Source organism: Leclercia tamurae (assembly GCF_025566055.1).
Classification (GTDB): domain Bacteria; phylum Pseudomonadota; class Gammaproteobacteria; order Enterobacterales; family Enterobacteriaceae; genus Enterobacter; species Enterobacter tamurae.
In genome coordinates, this window is sequence record NZ_JAMHKS010000073.1 from 66764 (window position 1) to 88736 (window position 21973).

21 protein-coding genes are annotated in these 21973 nt (G+C 58.7%); 8 read left to right on the forward strand and 13 right to left on the reverse strand.

All coding sequences use genetic code 11. From position 1 onward, the window contains the following. The first annotated feature begins 347 nt into the window (after nt 1–347). The 5 genes from treR to nrdG all read left to right on the forward strand — a co-directional run bounded on the left by treR (nt 348) and on the right by nrdG (nt 7625). On the forward strand, nt 348–1295 hold the full coding sequence (treR, locus tag M8318_RS11945; RefSeq protein WP_262662802.1) for a trehalose operon repressor TreR: 948 nt from the start codon (nt 348–350) through the stop codon (nt 1293–1295). Between the two features lie 125 nt (nt 1296–1420). Further along, nucleotides 1421–2839 (forward strand): PTS trehalose transporter subunit IIBC, encoded by a 1419-nt coding sequence (treB, locus tag M8318_RS11950; protein WP_262663065.1) that lies wholly within the window; start codon nt 1421–1423, stop codon nt 2837–2839. A gap of 48 nt (nt 2840–2887) precedes the next feature. Then, nucleotides 2888–4543 (forward strand): alpha,alpha-phosphotrehalase, encoded by a 1656-nt coding sequence (gene treC / locus M8318_RS11955; protein WP_262662805.1) that lies wholly within the window; start codon nt 2888–2890, stop codon nt 4541–4543. Nucleotides 4544–4915: 372 nt separating this feature from the next. After that, nucleotides 4916–7054 carry an anaerobic ribonucleoside-triphosphate reductase gene (gene nrdD / locus M8318_RS11960; protein ID WP_262662807.1) on the forward strand — a complete coding sequence of 713 codons (2139 nt, stop codon included), beginning with the start codon at nt 4916–4918 and terminating at the stop codon, nt 7052–7054. Nucleotides 7055–7160: 106 nt separating this feature from the next. After that, nucleotides 7161–7625, forward strand: coding sequence for an anaerobic ribonucleoside-triphosphate reductase-activating protein (nrdG, locus tag M8318_RS11965; protein ID WP_262662809.1), 465 nt, complete (start codon nt 7161–7163; stop codon nt 7623–7625). A 2-nt stretch (nt 7626–7627) separates the two neighbouring features. Here nrdG and M8318_RS11970 read toward each other — a convergent pair whose 3' ends face one another. Genes M8318_RS11970 through M8318_RS12015 form a run of 10 tightly spaced genes read right to left on the reverse strand, consistent with a single transcriptional unit; the run spans nt 7628 to nt 16237 of the window. After that, nucleotides 7628–9538, reverse strand: a complete 1911-nt coding sequence (locus tag M8318_RS11970; RefSeq protein ID WP_262662811.1) for a BglG family transcription antiterminator — start codon at nt 9536–9538, stop codon at nt 7628–7630. A 19-nt stretch (nt 9539–9557) separates the two neighbouring features. Further along, a complete protein-coding gene (locus tag M8318_RS11975; RefSeq protein WP_262662813.1) occupies nt 9558–10694 on the reverse strand; it encodes a lactonase family protein in 1137 nt (378 codons plus the stop codon). 59 nt (nt 10695–10753) lie between these two features. Then, nucleotides 10754–11494 (reverse strand): 2-dehydro-3-deoxy-phosphogluconate aldolase, encoded by a 741-nt coding sequence (gene dagF / locus M8318_RS11980; RefSeq protein WP_262662816.1) that lies wholly within the window; start codon nt 11492–11494, stop codon nt 10754–10756. Continuing rightward, the gene (locus M8318_RS11985; protein WP_262662817.1) at nt 11491–12609 is read right to left on the reverse strand and encodes a DgaE family pyridoxal phosphate-dependent ammonia lyase; all 1119 of its coding nucleotides are present in this window, start codon (nt 12607–12609) and stop codon (nt 11491–11493) included. The genes dagF and M8318_RS11985 overlap by 4 nt, the downstream gene beginning before the upstream one ends. Further along, on the reverse strand, nt 12593–13726 hold the full coding sequence (locus tag M8318_RS11990; RefSeq protein ID WP_262662819.1) for an amidohydrolase/deacetylase family metallohydrolase: 1134 nt from the start codon (nt 13724–13726) through the stop codon (nt 12593–12595). Before M8318_RS11990 ends, M8318_RS11985 begins: the two co-directional genes overlap by 17 nt. Before the next feature lie 42 nt (nt 13727–13768). After that, nucleotides 13769–14410: a DUF4310 family protein gene (locus M8318_RS11995; protein ID WP_106994094.1), complete on the reverse strand. Its 642-nt coding sequence runs from the start codon at nt 14408–14410 to the stop codon at nt 13769–13771. 13 nt (nt 14411–14423) lie between these two features. Beyond that, nucleotides 14424–15200 (reverse strand): DUF4311 domain-containing protein, encoded by a 777-nt coding sequence (locus M8318_RS12000; RefSeq protein WP_106994093.1) that lies wholly within the window; start codon nt 15198–15200, stop codon nt 14424–14426. Nucleotides 15201–15222: 22 nt separating this feature from the next. Continuing rightward, entirely contained in the window at nt 15223–15522 is a 300-nt protein-coding gene (locus tag M8318_RS12005) for a DUF4312 family protein (RefSeq protein ID WP_006179054.1), read from the reverse strand. Nucleotides 15523–15524: 2 nt separating this feature from the next. Continuing rightward, a complete protein-coding gene (locus tag M8318_RS12010; RefSeq protein WP_262662823.1) occupies nt 15525–15887 on the reverse strand; it encodes a glycine-rich SFCGS family protein in 363 nt (120 codons plus the stop codon). 11 nt (nt 15888–15898) lie between these two features. After that, nucleotides 15899–16237 carry a glycine dehydrogenase gene (locus M8318_RS12015; RefSeq protein ID WP_106994092.1) on the reverse strand — a complete coding sequence of 113 codons (339 nt, stop codon included), beginning with the start codon at nt 16235–16237 and terminating at the stop codon, nt 15899–15901. A 452-nt stretch (nt 16238–16689) separates the two neighbouring features. Between M8318_RS12015 and M8318_RS12020 the strand changes: the two genes are divergently transcribed. Further along, a complete protein-coding gene (locus M8318_RS12020; protein ID WP_262663066.1) occupies nt 16690–16812 on the forward strand; it encodes a Hok/Gef family protein in 123 nt (40 codons plus the stop codon). A gap of 67 nt (nt 16813–16879) precedes the next feature. Here M8318_RS12020 and cybC read toward each other — a convergent pair whose 3' ends face one another. Together cybC and pmbA are read right to left on the reverse strand one after the other, a co-directional pair. Next, entirely contained in the window at nt 16880–17263 is a 384-nt protein-coding gene (gene cybC / locus M8318_RS12025; RefSeq protein ID WP_262662824.1) for a cytochrome b562, read from the reverse strand. Nucleotides 17264–17317: 54 nt separating this feature from the next. Next, the gene (gene pmbA, locus M8318_RS12030) at nt 17318–18670 is read right to left on the reverse strand and encodes a metalloprotease PmbA (RefSeq protein WP_262662825.1); all 1353 of its coding nucleotides are present in this window, start codon (nt 18668–18670) and stop codon (nt 17318–17320) included. A gap of 95 nt (nt 18671–18765) precedes the next feature. Between pmbA and yjgA the strand changes: the two genes are divergently transcribed. Further along, nucleotides 18766–19317 carry a ribosome biogenesis factor YjgA gene (yjgA, locus tag M8318_RS12035; protein ID WP_262662826.1) on the forward strand — a complete coding sequence of 184 codons (552 nt, stop codon included), beginning with the start codon at nt 18766–18768 and terminating at the stop codon, nt 19315–19317. 62 nt (nt 19318–19379) lie between these two features. Here yjgA and mpl read toward each other — a convergent pair whose 3' ends face one another. Further along, nucleotides 19380–20753 carry a UDP-N-acetylmuramate:L-alanyl-gamma-D-glutamyl-meso-diaminopimelate ligase gene (gene mpl / locus M8318_RS12040; protein WP_262662829.1) on the reverse strand — a complete coding sequence of 458 codons (1374 nt, stop codon included), beginning with the start codon at nt 20751–20753 and terminating at the stop codon, nt 19380–19382. 179 nt (nt 20754–20932) lie between these two features. On the opposite strand from mpl, the gene fbp reads away from it, so the two are divergent. Next, nucleotides 20933–21931, forward strand: coding sequence for a class 1 fructose-bisphosphatase (gene fbp / locus M8318_RS12045; protein WP_166181418.1), 999 nt, complete (start codon nt 20933–20935; stop codon nt 21929–21931). Nucleotides 21932–21973 lie beyond the last annotated feature (42 nt).

The following is a 21973-nucleotide window of genomic DNA, read 5'->3' on the forward strand; positions in this document are numbered from 1 at the left end:
AGGCGTGACAAAGCCATACCTGAAAGGCGGTATCAGTTATGCAGGGACGCAGAAAAACGTCGCTGCCTTACGCATCCGGTAAGGCAGTGAGAACAGGCTTACCGGAAAGAAAGGGGTCTCCCTGGGGGGAGAGGGGTGGGATCGGGATCCATATCGCCTCCGGTAAGTAAAAAAAGCGTAAGTCGGCGCGCAGTATAGTGTTTTAGCCGTACCGCTCGTGACAATTCGGGCGGTATGATACCGCCCAGGTATTAAACCAAACGTAAACCAGACTTTGCCCATTGCGGATCCCCCCCTCCGCTTTAGGCTTATTGATTATTTCATCGATGCGTCACAGGGAATCAAGCATGCAGAACCGCCTCACCATCAAAGACATCGCGCGTCTGAGCGGCGTGGGTAAATCCACCGTCTCACGGGTGCTGAACAACGAAAGTGGTGTCAGCGAGCGCACCCGCGAACGCGTCGAGGCGGTGATGAATCAGCACGGCTTCTCCCCGTCACGCTCGGCGCGTGCCATGCGCGGGCAGAGCGACAAAGTGGTGGCAATCATCGTTACCCGTCTGGATTCGCTGTCGGAAAACCTTGCCGTGCAGACCATGCTGCCGGTCTTCTACGAGCAGGGTTACGATCCGATCATGATGGAGAGCAAGTTCTCGCCGCAGATGGTGGAAGAGCATCTCGGGATGCTAAAACGCCGCAACATCGACGGAGTGGTACTGTTTGGCTTTACCGGCCTCGGCGAGCAGATGCTCGGGTCGTGGCAATCGTCGCTGGTGATGCTGGCCCGCGATGCCCGCGGCTTTGCCTCGGTGTGCTACGACGATGAAGGGGCGATTCGCGTTCTGATGCAGCGCCTGTACGACGGCGGTCACCGCCATATCAGCTATCTTGGCGTGCCGCACAGCGACGTCACCACCGGCCAGCGCCGCCATAATGCCTACCTGGAATTCTGCCAGCAAAACGCGCTGCCTGCGGTGGCGGCGTTACCCGGTCTGGGGATGAAACAGGGCTATGAAAAGGTGGCCGACGTGCTGACCCCGCAGACCACTGCGCTGGTCTGTGCCACGGATACCCTGGCCCTGGGTGCAAGTAAGTACTTACAAGAGCAGCGCATCGACGGCCTGCAGTTGGCGAGCGTGGGCAACACGCCGCTGATGAAGTTCCTCCACCCGGAGATCGTCACCGTCGATCCGGGCTACGCCGACTCCGGCCGTCAGGCCGCTATGCAGCTGATTGAGCAGATAAACGGCCGCAGCGAACCCCGCCAGATCGTCATTCCCGTCACCCTCTCCTGAGCGTCAAAAGACGCTTTATTGTGATCCTCGCCCGATTTCGGGAACGTTCCCATTTTCCGCGTTACGCTGAAAGAGTAGGCTTGCCTCCAGTCCATAACCCCTACCATCTGTCATGAGGTTTCATGATGAGCAAAGTAAAACAAACGGATATCGACCAGTTGATCGTGCTGGTTGGCGGACGTGACAATATCGCCACCGTCAGCCACTGCATTACCCGCCTGCGTTTTGTGTTAAACGATCCGGCCAAAGCCAACCCGAAAGCCATCGAAGAGCTGTCGATGGTGAAAGGCTGCTTCACCAACGCCGGGCAGTTCCAGGTGGTGATCGGCACCGAAGTCGGCGACTACTACAAGGCGCTGCTGGCCACCACCGGCCACTCGTCGGCGGATAAAGAGCAGGCCAAGAAGGCCGCGCGCCAGAACATGAAGTGGCATGAACAGCTCATTTCACATTTCGCGGAGATCTTCTTCCCGCTGCTGCCGGCGCTGATCAGCGGGGGCTTAATCCTCGGCTTCCGTAACCTGATCGGCGATATACCGATGAGCGACGGCAAAACCCTGGCGCAGATGTACCCGGCCCTGCAAAGCATCTATGACTTCCTGTGGCTGATTGGCGAGGCGATCTTCTTCTACCTGCCGGTGGGGATCTGCTGGTCGGCGGTGCGCAAAATGGGCGGTACGCCGATTCTGGGTATCGTGCTGGGCGTGACGCTGGTCTCTCCGCAGTTAATGAACGCTTACTTACTTGGGCAGCAGGTGCCCGAGGTGTGGAACTTCGGCCTGTTTACCATCGCCAAAGTGGGCTATCAGGCGCAGGTGATCCCGGCCCTGCTGGCCGGTCTGGCGCTGGGGATGATTGAGACCCGCCTGAAGCGCATGGTGCCGGACTACCTCTATCTGGTGGTGGTGCCGGTGTGCTCTCTGATCATCGCGGTGTTCCTCGCCCACGCCTTTATCGGTCCGTTTGGCCGCATGATTGGCGACGGCGTGGCCTGGGCGGTGCGTCACCTGATGACCGGCAGCTTCGCCCCGATTGGCGCGGCGCTGTTTGGCTTCCTGTATGCCCCGCTGGTGATCACCGGCGTGCATCAGACCACCCTGGCAATCGATATGCAGATGATCCAGAGCCTCGGCGGCACCCCGGTGTGGCCGCTGATTGCCCTGTCGAACATTGCGCAGGCCTCGGCGGTGACCGGCATCATCATCGTCAGCCGGAAGCATAACGAACGTGAAATCTCGGTCCCGGCGGCGATCTCCGCCTACCTCGGGGTCACCGAGCCGGCGATGTACGGCATCAACCTGAAATACCGCTTCCCGATGCTCTGCGCGATGATCGGCTCCGGGCTGGCGGGCCTGCTGTGCGGCCTGAACGGTGTGATGGCTAACGGCATCGGCGTCGGCGGCCTGCCGGGCATCCTCTCTATCCAGACCAGCTACTGGCAGGTCTTCTCCCTGGCGATGGCCATTGCGATTATCGTCCCGATGGCGCTGACCACCATTATCTATCAGCGCAAGTTCCGTCAGGGCGCGTTGCAGATTGTTTAATCTCTTTCGGGGCGCCGTTGCGCCCCTTCGCATTTGCAGGAACGCATCATGAATACCCTTCCTCACTGGTGGCAAAACGGCGTCATCTATCAGATCTACCCGAAGAGTTTCCAGGACACCACCGGGCGCGGCACCGGGGATTTGCGCGGCGTGATCCAGCGTCTCGACTACCTCAGCACCCTCGGCATCGACGCCATCTGGCTGACGCCGTTTTATATCTCCCCGCAGGTGGATAACGGCTACGACGTGGCGAACTACGTCAGCATCGATCCGGCCTACGGCACTCTGGATGATTTCGACCAGCTGGTGGCCGAGGCTCATCAACGCGGGATCCGCATCGTGCTGGATATGGTGTTTAACCACACCTCTACGCAGCACGCGTGGTTCCGCGAGTCGCTCAATAAAGAGAGCCCGTACCGGGAGTTCTATATCTGGCGCGACGGCACCCCGGAGCAACTGCCCAATAACTGGCGATCCAAGTTTGGCGGTAACGCCTGGCGCTGGCATGCCGAAAGCGAGCAGTACTATTTGCACCTGTTTGCCCCCGAACAGGCAGATCTCAACTGGGAAAACCCCGAGGTGCGCGCCGAACTGAAAAAAGTGTGCGAATTCTGGGCCGATCGCGGCGTGGACGGCCTGCGTCTCGACGTGATTAACCTGGTGTCGAAGGACCAGGATTTCCCGGACGATACCATTGGCGATGGCCGTCGCTTCTATACCGACGGGCCGCGCATTCACGACTATCTGCAGGAGATGAGCCGGGACGTCTTTACCCCGCGCAACCTGATGACGGTGGGCGAGATGTCCTCCACCCGCCTGGAGCACTGCCAGCAGTATGCGGCTCTCGACGGGCGTGAACTGTCGATGACCTTTAACTTCCACCACCTGAAGGTGGATTATCCCAACGGCGAGAAGTGGACGCTGGCGAAACCCGATTTCGTGGCGCTGAAAGCGCTGTTCAGCCACTGGCAGCAGGGGATGCACAATAAAGCCTGGAACGCGCTATTCTGGTGTAACCACGACCAGCCGCGCATCGTCTCGCGCTTTGGCGACGAGGGCGAGTACCGCGTCCCGGCGGCGAAGATGCTGGGGATGGTGCTGCACGGGATGCAGGGCACGCCTTACATCTATCAGGGGGAAGAGATTGGCATGACCAACCCGCACTTCACCCGCATCACCGACTACCGCGACGTGGAGAGCCACAACATGTTCGCCGGGCTGCGCACCCAGGGACGGGATGCCGACGAGCTGCTGGCGATCCTCGCCAGTAAATCCCGCGACAACAGCCGCACCCCGATGCAGTGGGATAGCTCCGCCAATGCCGGGTTTACCACCGGCGAACCGTGGATCGCCCTGGGGAATAACGCCGAAGCGATCAACGTCGAGGCGGCGCTGGCCGATCCGGATTCGGTGTTTTACGCCTACCAGACGCTAATCCAGCTGCGTAAAACCCTGCCGGTGCTGACCTGGGGGGATTACCAGGATCTGCTCCCGGATCACCCGTCCCTGTGGTGCTATCGCCGCCAGTGGCAGGGCCAGACGCTGATGGTGGTCGCCAGCCTGAGCCGCGAGTGCCAGTCGTGGCAGCCGCAGGCGATTGAGGGCGACTGGCAGGTGGTGATGAGCAACTACACCGAAGTGTCGCCGCAGCCTGGCGCCATGACCCTGCGTCCGTTCGAGGCGGTGTGGTGGCTGCAGGCCTGACGTTCTCCGCCGGGCACCGCACGGTTGCCCGGCGCACCCTTTTTTTGGTGGAAAATCAAACAGATTAGCGCTTGCAGAATTTACAAAGCCCGGATCGCCCGCCATCTGTACACTTCGTTTTTTACCTTGTCCTGAATCAAATAAATCGCAAACTTGTTTGATGCAAATCACTACATATAGAACTTAGAATGCTCGCCGACCCAAGATGTTGTATTCATCGTCTATTATTGCCACAAGACGATGCCAACCACGCTGCGCAAAAGTGTGGATAAAAAGGGTCGATATCAGGAGAAATCGCGGGCGAGTCGGCAGTTACGGTCCCGACCCCTTTCCCTGCCTCTGTGGATAACCTGTTCTTAAAATGGAGTGATCATGACACCGCATGTGATGAAACGAGATGGCTGCAACGTGCCTTTCAAATCAGAGCGCATCCAGGAAGCCATTCTGCGTGCAGCTAAAGCAGCGGGAGTCGATGACGCAGATTACTGCGCCACCGTCGCAGACGTTGTCAGTAATCAGATGCAAAACCGCAGCAAGGTGGATATCAACGAGATCCAGACCGCGGTAGAAAACCAGCTGATGTCTGGCCCCTATAAGCAGCTGGCCCGCGCCTACATTGAATACCGCCATGACCGGGATATCGAGCGTGAAAAACGTGGTCGCCTGAACCAGGAGATCCGTGGCCTGGTGGAACAGACCAACTCTGCGCTGCTCAATGAAAACGCCAACAAAGACAGCAAGGTGATCCCTACCCAGCGCGACCTGCTGGCCGGTATCGTCGCCAAACACTATGCCCGTCAGCACCTACTGCCGCGCGATGTGGTGCAGGCCCACGAGCGCGGGGATATTCACTACCACGATCTCGACTACTCACCGTTCTTCCCGATGTTCAACTGCATGCTGATCGACCTGAAGGGCATGCTGACCCACGGCTTTAAGATGGGCAACGCCGAGATTGAGCCGCCAAAATCGATCTCCACCGCCACCGCGGTGACCGCGCAGATCATCGCCCAGGTCGCCAGCCATATCTACGGCGGTACCACCATCAACCGCATCGACGAAGTGCTGGCCCCGTTTGTGACTGCCAGCTTTAACAAGCATCGTCAGACGGCAGAAGAGTGGCAGATCCCGGATGCCGATGGCTATGCCCATTCCCGCACCGAGAAAGAGTGTTACGACGCCTTCCAGTCGCTGGAATATGAGGTGAACACCCTGCACACCGCTAACGGCCAGACGCCGTTCGTCACCTTTGGCTTCGGTCTGGGCACCAGCTGGGAGTCGCGTCTGATCCAGCAGTCCATTCTGCGCAACCGTATCTCTGGCCTCGGCAAAAACCGCAAAACCGCGGTGTTCCCGAAACTGGTGTTCGCCATCCGCGACGGCCTGAACCACAAGTTCGGCGATCCGAACTACGACATCAAACAGCTGGCGCTGGAGTGCGCGAGCAAGCGCATGTACCCGGACATTCTGAACTATGACCAGGTGGTGAAAGTGACCGGCTCGTTTAAAACCCCGATGGGCTGCCGCAGCTTCCTCGGCGTGTACGAAGATGAAAACGGCGAGCAGATCCACGACGGGCGGAACAACCTGGGCGTGATCAGCCTGAACCTGCCGCGCATCGCCCTGGAAGCCAAAGGCGACGAAGCGGCGTTCTGGACGCTGCTGGACGAGCGCCTGCTGCTGGCGCGTAAGGCGCTGATGACCCGTATCGCCCGTCTGGAAGGGGTCAAAGCCCGTGTCGCGCCGATCCTCTATATGGAAGGGGCCTGCGGCGTGCGCCTCAAGGCTGACGATGACGTGTCTGAGATTTTCAAAAATGGTCGGGCGTCTATCTCGCTGGGCTATATCGGCATCCACGAAACCATTAACGCCCTGGCGGGCGATCAGCATATCTACGACAGCGAAACCCTGCGGGCGAAAGGCATCGCTATCGTCCAGCGCCTGCGCGACGCGGTGGATCAGTGGAAAGAGGAAACCGGCTACGGCTTCAGCCTCTACAGCACCCCGAGCGAAAACCTGTGCGACCGATTCTGCCGCCTGGATACCGCCGAGTTTGGCGTGGTGGAGGGGGTGACCGATAAGGGTTACTACACCAACAGCTTCCACCTCGACGTGGAGAAGAAGGTGAACCCGTACGACAAGATCGACTTTGAAGCGGCCTACCCACCGGTGGCGAGCGGCGGCTTTATCTGTTACGGCGAGTACCCGAACATTCAGCACAACCTGAAGGCGCTGGAAGACGTGTGGGATTACAGCTATCAGCACGTGCCTTATTACGGCACCAACACGCCTATCGACGAGTGTTACGAGTGTGGCTTTACCGGCGAGTTCGAATGCACCAGCAAAGGCTTCACCTGCCCGAAATGCGGTAATCACGACGCCGCCCGCGTCTCCGTGACCCGCCGCGTGTGCGGTTATCTCGGCAGCCCGGATGCGCGTCCGTTCAACGCCGGGAAGCAGGAAGAGGTGAAGCGCCGCGTGAAGCATCTGGGGAATGGGCAGATCGGTTAATCCTCTGCCACATTGATGCCCGGTGGCGCTGCGCTTACCGGGCCTACGGACCGCACTCTTATTGTAGGCCGGGTAAGCGCAGCGCCACCCGGCGTGGTTAAACGCTATGAACTTCCATCAGTACTATCCCGTCGACATCGTCAACGGTCCCGGCACCCGCTGCACCCTGTTTGTCTCCGGCTGCATCCACGAATGCCCCGGCTGCTACAACAAAAGCACCTGGCGGCTCAACTCCGGTATGCCGTTTACCAGTGAGATGGAACAGCGGATCATCGACGATCTCAACGACACGCGCATCAAACGCCAGGGGATCTCCCTCTCCGGCGGCGATCCCCTGCACCCGCAGAACGTGCCGGATATTTTGCGGCTGGTGCAGCGCATTCACGCCGAGTGTAAGGGCAAAGATATCTGGGTATGGACCGGCTACAGGCTGGAGGAATTAAACCATGACCAGATGCAGGTAGTGGACATGATCAACGTGCTGATCGACGGCAAGTTTATGCAGGATCTGAAAGATCCGATGCTTATCTGGCGCGGCAGCAGTAATCAGGTGGTGCATCATTTGCGCTAAGCTCAAAAACGACTCAAGCACTCCATCGCCACGGTTTTAAACTCGTCAAAGTCGTGGCAGCCGCACAGTCGGGTCATCGCCCTTTCACGCAGGAAGGTGACGAAGATATCGTAGATCGCCATCGCCTCTTCATACTCGCTTTTACTGATGGCGAGGAGGAAGATGACGTGCGCGGTATCGTCGCCCCACTGGATACCCTGCGGGGCCAGTACGGTGTAGACCACGGTTTTTTGCGCCAGCAACCCGAGGGAGTGCGGCAGCGCGATGCCGTCGCCGAGCAGGGTGCTGACGATGGCCTCACGCTCCACCACCGAATCGAGAAACTCCGCGTCAACAAACCCCTCCTCCTGCAGCTGACCGCACAGCTCGCGGAACAACGTCTGCTGGTCGATGGGCCGATCGATAACCCGGAAATGGCTGGCGTCGAAGAACTTCTCCAGCATCCACGGGCGCGTCCTGTCCACCAACACCAGCTTGCCGATCTGCTCTAACTGGTAGTCGGTCGGGAACGGGGCGATCTGTACCACCGGCTTGGCTTTTTCCGCGATCCGCGCCGTGGAGATAACGAAATCTTCGCTGATGCTTTCGCACTGCTCGTACTCTCGCAGCGTCAGGGTGCGCGTCACCTCGATTTGCGGATACTTGCGCTGCAATACCGCCTCGATCATCCGCACCATCGCGTTGCCCGCGTCGCAGACCAGCAGCACCCGCGGCTGGCGCTGATAGCCAATGTTGTAGTGGCGCTCCAGTCCGACGCCGATGTGCAGCACCAGGAAACCGATCTCGTTTTCGCTGATCACGTACGGGGTGTATTTCCCCCAACTGGAGACCGCGGCGAGGGTCATGTCCCACGCCATCGGGTAGTGCTGCTTGATGTTATCCAGCAGCGGATTGGGGATCATGATCTGGTAGCGCACGCGGGTGATCATGGTTTTTATGTGGGTCAGCAGATCCGCGTGCAGCTGGGTGTCGTCGAGCAGGTGGTAGTTAAAGTGGGTGTTGATATAGCGCAGGATGTAGTTCACCAGCGCCTCTTCGTCATCGGCGTTAATAGCGCTGGGGGAGATCTCCTGCACCTGACGCGCGGCGATATGCACCCCCAGCCAGGTCTCTTCCGCGGGCGAAAGCGTCTTATCCGCCAGCCGGGCGATGGCGCTGGCGATATCCCGGGCGGCATCGCGCACGTTCTCGGCCACCTCTTCGGCGTTAAATTCCGGGAGCGGATAGCCTTCGCTGATGCGTCGCACCGTCACCGCGCCGTAGAGGCGCAAAAACAGTTCGCCTTCGTCGGTGAGGCGGATATGGTGGCGGGTAAAGGTCTCATGCAGGACGGCGGCGAGCTGTTCCGGCACCCCGGCGTTGAGCGCCACTTCGGTGACCAGCGGGTTGAGGTTGTCCTGCTGCGCCAGCTGCCACAGCAGATCGGTCAGACAGGCGCGGATCGCCATCTCACTGCCAAACAGCTTCATGCCGTGGCGTGGGCGGGTCTCCAGGGTCAGGCGGTAGCGGTGAAACCACTCCCGCACCTCCGCCATATCGCTTTGCAACGTGGCCCGGCTGACAAACCACTCGTCGGCCAGATCTTCCAGCTTGAGGGAGAAGGCCGAGGTGAGAAAGCGCACCACCAGGTAGTGCACTCGCTCCGGGCCGGTACGCGGAATACGCAGCATCCGCGGATGGGAATCCTGCAACTGCTGATAGCGGGCCGGATCGTCAATTTTTAGCTGATAGCCGTTCCCGCGGCTGAGAATAAACTGCGCCCCGTTTCCCGCCAGCAGCGCATTGAGTGCGGTAATGTCAGCCCGGACGGTACGCGTGGAGACCGACAACCGTTGCGCCAGTTCATCCTGAGGCAGCGTTTCGTTTTGCAACAGGTCGAAAAGTTGCGCTAAACGTTGGTTGGGAAATCGCACGGGGTTGTCCTCTTACAGCTTAGGGTGAAATGACCATCTGGGATGGACTGCCGACCGGGGTATAGTCTGGCTCGAAGCTCAGCTTGCCGTCCTGCGCCACGCGGAAACGGGTGATGTTGTCGCTGCGCTGGTTCATGACGTACAGCCAGCGCCCCTGTTTATCCAGCGTCAGGGTGCGGGGGTAATCGCCCCGCGTCCAGACATCGTCCTGATGGGTCAGCGTGCCATCCGCCGTTACGGTAAAGTGCCCGATGCTGTTATGCAAACGGTTAGCGACATACAGCTGCTTTCCATCGGCACTGAGTGCCAGCCCGGCGGCAAAACTGGTGCCTTTGTAACCGTCTGGCAGCGCAGAGACCGTCTTGCCCTCTTTCAGGGTGCCGTTAGCCTCCACGGCATAATGGGTCAGCGTAGACGCCTCTTCGTTAATCAGCCACAGGGCATCCCCTTTTGGCGTAAAGACGAAGTGGCGCGGCCCGGCCCCTTTCGAGGAGGCGCTGATAAACGGCGGATCGTTCGGGGTCAGCTTTCCGTTTTGATCGTCAAAGCGGTACTGGTAGATCCGATCCAGTCCCAGATCGGTGGAAAAAACATATTTTCCGCTCGGATCGGCGGCGATCATGTGCGCATGGGGGCCGTTGTGATCGCTGATGGCAAAGCTGCCCTCTGCCGCCGCTTCCGGTTTTGCCGCGCCAGGTTCACCCTGATCCTGATGTTTGTCGGTGGCATCACCCAGACTGCCGTCTGCGTTGATCGGCAGAACCGCAATCGATCCGCTGACGTAGTTCGCCACCAGCAGATGCTGGCCGTTCGGCGTCAGGGAGAGATATACCGGGCCCGCGCCGCCAGAGGCCACCTGATTGAGCTCACTCAACTCGCCGTTATCACCCACCCGCAGCGCCTGCACCACGCCCTGCTCCACTTCGCTGGCCAGATAGAGCGTTTTGCCGTCGTGCGAGACGGTCAACTGCGCGGCGTTCGGCAGCGTGCTCACCAGCGTTTTGTTGCTGAGCGCACCGGATTGCGGGTCCAGGGTAAAGCGGTACAGACCTTCACCGTTGGGGTTGTAGGTGCCCACCCAGGCATACTGCGTCTGGGCGACGGCGGCGGTGGCAAGCATTGAGAGTGAAGCGACAAGCAGGTTACGGGTGTGCATGGTGGCTCCTGATCGTTATGCCCTCTCCCTGAGGGAGAGGGCCAGGGTGAGGGGTAGTTTTACTTCACCAGCTTCTTCGTCATTGCCAGCAGGGTGCGGACATCTTCCGGGCGGGTGTCGCCGCTGGTTTTGTCGATGATCGAACTGTAGATATGCGGAATGATCTTGCTCACGCCAGCATCGAGGGCGATCTGCAGGATCTCTTCATAGTTTTCCAGATCGATCCCCCCGGTCGGCTCCAGCCAGAAGTCGTGACGGGCGCAGGCTTCCGCCACCGCCTGGTATTCGTCACGGCATTTCAGGCCGCCCATCGGGAAGTATTTGATCGAGCTGCCGCCGAAATCCTTCAGCAGGGCAATCGCGGTTTCCACCGGGACGATACCGTCCGGTGCTGCGCTGCTCAGCGGGCCGGTGGAGATTTTCACCATCCCGACGGTGCCGGTCGGGGAGACCAGGCCGTTGACCACGGATTCACTCTGCCCCAGCAGCGCGCGGCTGGTGGCGACGCCGGTGAAGACCTGGTTGACGTGCTGTGGCTGCACCTGGCGGGAGATCTCGCTCACCATCGCCGACTGGTTTGGATCCCCTGCCCCGAGGCCCACGGAGAGCGCGTTGTCGATAAGCTGAGCATACTCGCGCATATCCGCCACGGCGCTCCCCACGTCCGGGTAGTTTTTGGAGAGCACGCCCACCAGCACATGGCCTTCTGCCGCTTCATAGATGGCGCTGGCGTTAGCTTTGGAACCGGCCAGCACGTTCAGGCAGACGCGGTCGCGGTAAAAATTGGGGGTCAGTTTCATGCCTTTTTCTCCTGGCCTAATACTTCGCTGATGCGGCGATAAACAATATTCAGTTGGTCCGCGCTGACGCTGCGCACGTCGGCTTCGATGATCCCTTCGTTGGCCTTGTAGCCGCGGAAGTAGATGGCGTATTCGCCCTGCTTCAGTTTCGCAACCAGGTCGCCGGTGCCGACGCCGGTAGTGGCTTCGTCGAACTTGATCTCGGTCCGGGCGATGTCACGCCCGGCGCTGTCCCACACCACGCGGGCGGTGACGCCGTTGAGGGTATTCAGGGCATCGATAAACGGGGTCATCTTCGCCACCATCTCGTCGCCGCTCTCTTTGGTGGCCGTCAGGTAGTGTTCGATGGCGCAGGTCAGACCCAGAATGCCCTCTTTACCCACCTTCATCGCCCGGCCAATGCCCGCCGTCTGACGCTTAACCCACTCAACGTACTGAGTTCGGCCGATCACCAGGCCGCTGGTTGGCCCTTCGATGGCCTTCGCGCCGCTGTAGATCACCAGGTCCGCGCCGGAACGGTAGTAAGCGTGCAGATCTTCTTCCGCCGCCGCATCGACGATCAGCGGCAGATCGTGCTTACGGGCTACTACTGCCGCCTGCTCCACGCTGAGCATGCTCTTCTGCACGCAGTGGTGGGATTTGATATAGAGGATTGCCGCGGTGCGCGGGGTGATCGCCGCCGCCAGCTGATCGGCGGAGCATTCGTTGGCGTAACCGGCTTCCACCAGCTTGCCGCCGCCCAGCGCCACCATGGTGCCGACCGGGGCGCCAAAGTTGACGTTGTGGCCTTTCGGCATGACGATCTCGTTGTTCTCAATCGGAGTGACGTGCAGGTTCTCCAGCAGCCAGTCGCTGTCTTTCACCAGCACCGCCGCCACCGACTGGGCGATGCCTGCCGAGGCGCAGGAGACGACAGTCGCCCCTTCCACATCCAGCAGACCGGCAATGTACTCGCCGGTTTTGTTGACCAGATCCTTCATCTCGAAGTACTGGTTCATCCCCTCCATGGCCGCCTGCACCACTTCCGGGCGCGGGGTGGAAACGCCGAGCGCGGTCATGCGTCCGGAGGTGTTAATCACCTGTTTTAAATTGTATTTCTCAAAAATTGAAGGCATGTTCCGTGCTCCCTTGTTCGGTCATGTAGCCCTTGCCCGCGCGGATCGCGGCAAGCGGCACCAGAATGTGTTCAGCCTGCAGGCTGTCGTTTTCGGCATCCGTCAGCACGGTTGGCTGGCGTTTAATGGTGAACAGCGTCAGGTCGGCGTCGAGGCCTGGCTGAATGCGGCCTTTATGGGCCAGGCGCAGGCCGTCGGCGGCGTTGGCGGTCACGCACTCAATGACCTGCGGCAGCGACATACCGATGGCGAGGAATTTCGACATCACGCTGGCCAGCGAGCCCACCGGGCCGTTGATACGGTTGCGGCAGTAGATATCCGAGCTGATGGTGTGCGGCAGAATGCCCAGCGCAATGGCGCGTTTCGCCACCTCAAAGCTGAAGCTCGCCGTGCCGTGGCCGACGTCCAGGCGCACGCCGCGTTTCAGGGCGTTGGTGACAGAGGCACGCAGCTCGCCGGAGGGGGTCAGAATGCGGTTCGGTTTGCCGTTGTAGCAGTGGGTAATGATGTCCCCGGAGCTCAGCAGGTCGGCAATCTCATCGAGGTTCGGCGGGTTGTTGCCGATGTGCACCATCAGGGGCAGATCGCCGTTCTCTTTCTGGATGGTTTTGGCGCGCTCCAGCGGCGTAATGCCGTTCTCACCGACCACGCTGCTGCTCATGCGCGCTTTCAGGCCGACGATAAAATTCGGGTGGCGTTTCACCGCCTGCTGCACTGCGCTGGCGTCGATATTGGCCATATTGGCCAGTTCGTTCTGGGCAATCAGCCCCACGCGGGAGATGTTCAGCAGGGCAAACACCTCGGTGGCGGCGTTGCGGGTAATTTCGTAGAAGTCGTCCACGTCATCCGCCCCGGTACTGCCCGCGTCCACCACGGAGGTGACGCCGGTGGCAATGCCCACGCTGTCCGGCTCGTCATGGTAAATCGGCGAGTTCGGGTAGCAGTGGACGTGGGAGTCAATCCAGCCTGCGCTAACAAACACTTCGCCGTTCAGCTCCACCGTTTTTTGGGCAGACGCGGCGATGTCGCCCACCGCCGCGATCTTCCCGTCCTGAATGGCGATATCGGTCAGGGTATCGTCGGTGAGGCGCGCACGGCGCAGGAGTAAATCAAACATGGGGTTCTCCTGATAAGGCGGGCGCCTGAGCGCCCGCGGGTATTAAAGGGCGACCGGGAACAGCCAGCCCAACAGCATCGCGCCGAGGATGGCGCCACCGGTAATCGGCTTCTGCCAGATGTAGAACAGCAGGGCACCTAACAGGGAACCGATGCCGATGGGAATCGACGCGGTCATGGCGCTGAGGATAATCAACGGCCCGAGGAAGCGGCCGGAGGCGTTACCGGCCCCCATCATCACATCCGCCCCGTAGGTGGAGTTGCTCTGGTTGATGGTGAACTTACGCGCCAGGATGATGATGTAGCCAATCGCCAGGCCAATCACCAGGCCGGTTGCCAGCGAGGCAAGGAAGTTGGTCACCGGGAACATAATCCCCGCCCCCAGCAGCAGTGCCGGAACGCCTAAGCCCACGCCGGTCTGGATCGCCCCGCCGATATCGAGGATCCCCACCAGGGAGCCCTCGATAATACGGGCGAACAGGAAGCTGGCGCCAAAGGCGGCAACCGCACCGTAGGCACCGGTATCGATGCCCGCTTTCAGCATCGCCACGAAGGCCACTTCGTTAAAGGCACCGATGCCGTAGAGGTAGTACATGTGCGTCCCGGCGAACACGCCGGAGGAGAGCAGGCCAACGAAGATCGGGAACGACCAGTCGGCATACCAAAAACCTTTATTCTGTTCCATTTAGAGGCTCCTGTTACTTGCCGCTGAGCGAGTTGTGGATCATGTCGAGCCAGTTCGGCACGGTCAGATGGAAGGATTCAATCATCTTCATGTCGAAGCCGCGGAAGAAACCGCTCAGCACGAACAGCAATACGATGGCGACCATCATCACTTTGGTGACGTGGTTCCAGCCGCTCTCTTCCACGCCTTTCCCAATCAGAATACCCAGCACCAGACCCGGTACGGCGTTACCCATGATCAGCTGCGCCGCGCCGCCAAAAACGGTGGCCCAGAAGCCCGATTTTTTACCCGCGTCGATAGCCGCCAGCCAGAAGATCACCGGCATCACGGTGTTCACCAGCAGGTTCGCCGCCGGCACCAGCACCTTCACGGCGGTGACCTGAAGCGCAGCAGGAACGGACGAGGCGGTGAGGTTCAGGAAGGTGACGACCATCATGCCGATCACACCGCAGGCAATCGCCATTTTGCGGGGATCGTGCAGCGTCTCGCCGACGTTACGGTTTTTGATCATCAGTGCCGCGGCACCCCAGTTCGGGATGATGCGGTGGTCAACGTCCTGGGTGAAGGAACCCGCCGCAACCGACGAGGCCCAGGCGTTGAAGAAGAAGCCTAACCCAAAGGAGAAGTGAGAGGCCGGATCCCCTTCACAGGAGTTCAGCTCCCCCAACGTACGAAATGCGCCCATACCCTGAGTGGTAGGCGCATGGAACATGCGTGCAGCCCCGGCGCCCACGCCGACGCCAACCAGGCCGCCGATGATGAGCGATTTTATTAAAATTATCAGGAACATTAGTCTGCCCTATTAGTAAGAATCAGCGTTGCGTGACAAAGTCCACCTGGTCCAGATTGATGGCAGTCACGTTGACGGTCACATCCAGCTCCACGCTGTAGGTGCGTCTTTCCCGGCGCAAAAAGAAGAACAGAAACGCCTCTTTACGCACCGCTTCTTGCGCCTGAACAACCTGCACATCCTGTGGCTCAATACGCAGTAAGATATGCGGCGATGCTTTCATCACCGCGGCCTGAACCTGGTTCAGCGCGTCGGCAAAGGCGCGCGCTTTGGCGTCACCCTTGCCTTTCACTCTCACCGTGGTGGTGAACTGTTCTTTCATGCTTATGCGCCGTGCTTCTTCTGCCACGCCTGTACCAGACGCTCGCCCAGCTCTTCTTTATCCATAAAGCCGAAACCGAGCACGTTGTTGCCTTCGTTGATGGCGGTGACGCCCTCTTCCACGGAACGCATGCCGTACTTCGCTTTGTAGCCATATTTGGTCTGAGCGGTGATCGCCCCCGCGCCGCCGCTGCCGCAGAAGGAGATGCCGAAGGTGGCGTTTTCCGCCTTCATCACGTCACCCAGCTTCATGTCTGCTGCCACGCCTGGCACCACCACGGCGCGACCACCCGCTTTTTCAACGCCAGCTGCAACCTTCTGACCTTTACCCAGGCGATCGCCGATAACCACTGTAATTTGTTCCATAGTGTTGCTCCTTAAAGGTTGTCTTTTGCGACTTCAAAGTGAACGGAGAGCAGCCAGGCTTCTTCATCAGGAAGGTTGCCAAACTGCGCCACGACTTCGCGGGCAAGCCGCATTGATTCAGGTGAAATTTCGTCGAACAGGTCAGCCTCAACCTCTGGCAGCGGCTCGCCGGTCACCGACCGGTGCGCCATCGCGCGAACGTGGGAGGTGAGCATCTGCTCCTGAACGGCATTGGGGATAATGTGGTGATGACTAAGCAGAGTGAACGTCTGCTTGAGCATGGTGTCGGCCAGCTGTTCAGTTTGCGCCGCCTGGTCTCCAGTGTCGTTTATTACCGTTCCGTTAATCACTCGTGTTACCCCGTTAGTGGCTCTGGGATAAAACTAACGCCGGGGGTTAATTGTTTGTAGCGAGTTCCTTTCCACTTCGAAGTGGAAAGGAACCCGGCGCCAGTGATCTGTGCCACATAATTGCGCTGAATGATGATAATTCGCTGGGTTTACGTGATGAATATCACGCTCCTGAGCGGGTAAAGCGGCGTTGTGGAAGTGAAAAAGTTTACGAGCAGACTCGTAGAAATGTGAGCTGGATAAGGTTTTCTTATGCGGATTGGGTAGAGTGGCCGTGGGTGCTTGAGACTGACCGTCTCATGCATGGGACGGGAAGTGGAAAGCCCCACCTGAATAAAAATCAGGGATGGGGCCCGAAACGACACGTCCGAACACGTGAAGTTCGCTGCCTTACCCGCTTAAAAAGCAAGGAGGCATCCATGAAACGCAGAGATCCCAGTATCAGGGTTTTGATGATCATTTCTTTGACAATAATCATCTTAACGCTGGTGACGCGGAAAACGCTTTGCGAGATCCGTTTCCGAAACGGTTCCTTTGAAGTGATAGCGCAAATGGATTGTCGCTCCGGATTGTAGGAGCAAACAGGCGGAGGCGTTTAGTGCGCCTCCGCACACGGGAGAGGACGTAAGGCTCAGGCACCCATTAACGGTATTTTTTGTGATAAGTATTACGCGTGGTGACAAACCCATCGGCCGCCGCCTGGGCTTCTTTCACTTTGCCTTCGTTGGCCAGCTTCAGCGCGCCGTCAATCTGCCCCACCAGCGTCTCCAGACCGTGACGGAAATCTTTCATCTCCGGGCTGTTCTCCGCTTTGCCTTCCAGCTTCGGCGGGGTCTCTTTTTGCGCATCCACCGCAGCAGCACGCATTTTGGTCAGAGCGCCTTTCATTTCCGCCGCATTGTCCGTTTTCTGCACTACCTTCAGATTTTCGCTGAGGGTGTCCATGTTGTCTTCCAGGTCAGCCAGGACTGACGAACTCATTACCAGCGTTGAAGCTGCGACGATTGCTAACAGATATTTACGCATTGCTCACTTCCTTTTTTATTATTAAAAAAAAGCGCACCGGAGTGCGCTTGAGTATTACTGGCCGGCGATCTTCATCTCCGGTAACAACACCGATCCACACTGTATATTACTGCGGGTTTCAATATCGTTGCCCACCGTCACGATATTGCGCCACATCTCTTTTAAGTTGCCGGCGATGGTAATTTCGCTCACCGGATACTGAATTTCACCGTTTTCTACCCAGAAGCCAGACGCCCCGCGCGAGTAGTCGCCGGTCACGCCGCTAACGCCCTGGCCCATCAACTCGGTTACCACCAGCCCGGTGCCCATCTCTTTCAGCATCTGCTCAAAGCTCAGGCCACGACCCGGAATGCGCCAGTTGTGGATGCCGCCCGCATGGCCGGTGCTTTGCAGCCCCAGTTTGCGCGCGGAGTAGCTGGTCAGCAGCCACTGGGTCAGGATGCCGTCTTTAATGATATCGCGACGCTCCGTGCGCACGCCTTCGCTGTCAAACGGCGTGGAGGCCAGCCCTTTCAGCAGGTGCGGATGCTCTTCAATGGTCAGCCATTCTGGCAGAATTTGCGTACCCAGCGCGTCGAGCAGGAAGGTCGATTTACGGTACACCGCGCCACCGGCGATGGCCCCGACCAGATGCCCGAACAGCCCGGTCGCCACTTCATTGGCGAAGATCACTGGTGCTTTCATGGTAGACAGTTTTCGTGGCGCGAGGCGGGACAATGTGCGTTTTGCGCACTCCATCCCAACCCACTCCGGCGACTGCAGATCGCCCATCGCACGGCCAATGGTGTAGGCGTAATCGCGCTCCATATCGCCGTTCTCTTCAGCGATCACGCAGCTGGAAAGCGAGTGACGGGTGGAGCTGTAGCCCTGCAGCATGCCGTGGCTGTTGCCAAAGACTTTAATACCGTAGTGGCTGTTAAAGCTGCCGCCTTCGGTGTTGGTGATGCGCTTATCGGCGTTCAGGGAGGCCTGTTCTGCGCGGGCGGCGAAATCAATGGCTTCGTCAGGGGTCACTTCTGCCGGGTGGAACAGATCCAGATCCGGGGCCTCAAAGGCCAGCAATTCGCGGTCTGCGACGCCGGCATACGGGTCCGCAGAGGTGTAGCGGGCGATATCCAGCGCCGCCTGCACGGTACGCGCAATGGCATCCGGGCTGAGGTCGGTGGAGGAGGCGCTGCCTTTACGGTTCTGGTGATAAACAGTAATCCCTAACGCGCCATCGCTATTAAATTCAACGTTTTCCACTTCGCCATAGCGGGTACTGACGCTCAGGCCGGTGGTTTTACTGACGGCGACTTCTGCCCCGTCGGATTTCGCTGACGCCAGCTCCAGGGCCATGGAGACGGCCTCTTCCAGTGCTTTACGCTGTGCTGCAACTTGTGAGATCACTTTCATCGTAAATGCCATAATGTAAGGTGTAGTTAGCTGAAGTCTATCAGAGAACCGTTTCTCAGTACGCGCCTAAACTGGTAAGATTAGCCTCTTTTTTTAAGGAGCCTGACATGACTAAGCAGCCCGAAGACTGGCTCGACGACGTTCCCGGTGATGACATCGAAGACGAAGATGATGAGATCATCTGGGTCAGTAAAAGTGAAATTAAACGCGACGCCGAAGAGTTAAAACAGCTTGGTGCGGAAATGGTAGAGCTGGGTAAGAACGCGCTGGATAAAATCCCGCTCGATCCGGATCTGCGTGCCGCCATCGAACTGGCACAGCGCATCAAGAAAGAGGGTCGTCGCCGCCAGCTTCAGTTGATTGGTAAAATGTTGCGCCAGCGCGACGTCGAGCCTATCCGCCAGGCGCTGGATAAGCTGAAAAACCGCCACAACCAGCAGGTTGCCCTGTTCCATAAGCTGGAGCAGATCCGCGATCGCCTGATTGATAATGGCGATGACGCCCTGGCGGAGGTGCTGAACCTGTGGCCGGACGCCGACCGCCAGCAGCTGCGAACGCTTGCCCGTAACGCCAAGAAAGAGAAAGAAGGGAATAAGCCGCCGAAGTCTGCGCGTCTGATCTTCCAGTATCTGCGTGAACTGGCGGAAGCCGAAGCATAATGCTGTAACAAATGCGCACGAACTGTAGGCCCGGTAAGCGTTAGCGCCACCGGGCTTTTTTATTACTCTGCTACATCTGCTTTCTTCGCCAGACCGTCCAGCAGCTTCTGATGGATCCCACCAAACCCGCCGTTGCTCATTACCAGAATGTGATCCCCCGGCTGAGCGGCTTTCACCACCATATCCGCCAGCACATCGACATCCGCACTCCAGTGCGCAGGTTGAATACAGGCGTCCGCGACTTCTGCGACCTGCCATGGAATGTGCTGCGGCTGCAGGAGGAAGACCTCATCCGCACGGCCCAACGACGGGGCGAGATCGTCTTTGCAGATGCCCATCTTCATGGTGTTAGAGCGGGGTTCCAGCACCGCCAGAATACGCGCTGTGCCGCCCACTTTGCCGCGCAGCGCCGCCAGCGTCGCGAGGATCGCCGTCGGGTGATGGGCAAAATCGTCATACACCGTCACGCCATTCGCTTCGCCGCGCAGTTCAAGACGGCGACGGGCGTTGATGAACGATCCCAGCGCATGGGCCGCATCGGCAGGCAGCACGCCCACATGACGGGCGGCGGCAATCGCCATCAGGCCGTTGTGCATGTTGTGTTCACCCACCAGCGCCCAATGCACCTCCCCGACCTTTTCACCGTCCAGCAGCACTTCCCACTGGGAGGCGTCGTTGGTCAGTTTTTTCGCCTGCCAGTGGCCCTGCTCGCCCACCAGCTCCTGCTCGCTCCAGCATCCCATCGCCAGGGTCTGCTTCAGATTGACGTCGTTTTCCGGCAGGATAATGCGCCCCTGGCCCGGCACGATACGCACCAGGTGGTGGAACTGCTTCTGAATCGCCTTCAGGTCGTCGAAGATATCCGCATGATCGAACTCAAGGTTATTGAGGATCAAGGTGCGCGGGCAGTAATGAACAAATTTAGAGCGCTTGTCAAAGAACGCACAGTCGTATTCGTCCGCTTCGATGACAAAGAACGGGCTGTCGCCCAGGCGGGCAGAAACCTCGAAATTCCCCGGTACGCCGCCGATCACAAAGCCCGGCTTGTAGCCGCAGGCTTCAAGGATCCAGGTCGCCATTCCGGCGGTGGTGGTTTTGCCGTGCGTCCCCGCAACAGCAACAACCCAGCGATCGCGCAGCACAAAGTCATGCAGCCACTGCGGGCCAGACATGTAAGGAATGTTGCGTTCCAGCACGGCTTCCACGCACGGATTTCCACGGGTCATGGCGTTACCAATGATCACCAGATCCGGCTGAGGCTCCAGCTGGCTGGCATCGTAACCCTGAATAAGTGAGATACCCTGCTTTTCCAGCAGCGTGCTCATCGGCGGATACACATTGGCGTCCGAACCTGTCACCTCATGGCCAAGAGCGCGCGCCAGCATAGCCAGGCCGCCCATGAAAGTGCCACAAATCCCCAATATATGAATGCGCATACGTCACTATCCCTCTTCAATGTGGCGCACATTTTACGCATATGTCTGCGGCAGAGAAACGCATTTCAGGAAAATCTGTACCTAGCTGGCGCGATTCACCTCTGCGCGAAGATTTGAAAGTTTGTTAAGATTGTTGGGCATCAACAACTTTACTCAACATCCAATGCAGGGAAGGTGTTATGAAAACGTTAGGTGAATTTATTGTCGAAAAGCAGCACGAGTTCTCGCATGCTACCGGTGAACTCACTGCTTTGTTGTCGGCAATAAAGCTGGGCGCCAAGATCATCCATCGCGATATCAACAAGGCCGGTCTGGTCGATATCCTGGGTGCCAGCGGTGCTGAAAACGTGCAGGGCGAAGTTCAACAGAAACTCGATCTGTTCGCGAATGAAAAACTGAAAGCTGCACTGCGCGCACGCGACATCGTGGCGGGGATCGCCTCCGAAGAAGAAGACGAAATCGTGGTCTTTGAAGGGTGTGAACACGCAAAATATGTCGTTCTGATGGATCCTCTGGATGGCTCCTCCAACATCGACGTTAACGTCTCTGTCGGCACCATTTTCTCTGTTTACCGCCGCGTTACCCCTGTAGGCACCCCGGTAACCGAAGAAGATTTCCTGCAGCCGGGTAACAAGCAGGTTGCGGCAGGCTATGTGGTTTACGGCTCCTCCACCATGCTGGTCTACACCACCGGCTGCGGTGTGCATGCCTTTACCTACGATCCGTCGCTGGGCGTGTTCTGCCTGTGCCAGGAGCGCATGCGCTACCCGCAGAAAGGCAGCACCTACTCCATCAATGAAGGGAACTACATCAAATTCCCGTCCGGGGTGAAGAAGTACATTAAATTCTGCCAGGAAGAGGATACTGCCACCCAGCGTCCGTATACCTCACGTTATATCGGCTCCCTGGTGGCGGATTTCCACCGCAACCTGCTGAAAGGTGGGATCTACCTCTACCCAAGCACCGCCAGCCACCCGGAAGGTAAGCTGCGTCTGCTGTACGAGTGCAACCCGATGGCCTTCCTCGCCGAGCAGGCGGGCGGTAAAGCCAGCGACGGTAAAGAGCGGATTATGGATATCATTCCTGAGAGTCTGCACCAGCGCCGTTCGTTCTTCGTCGGCAACGATCATATGGTGGAAGACGTTGAACGCTTAATCCGTGAATACCCGGATGCCTGATTGTTGAGTTTGACCAGAAGGGGCCGCAAGGCCCCTTTTATT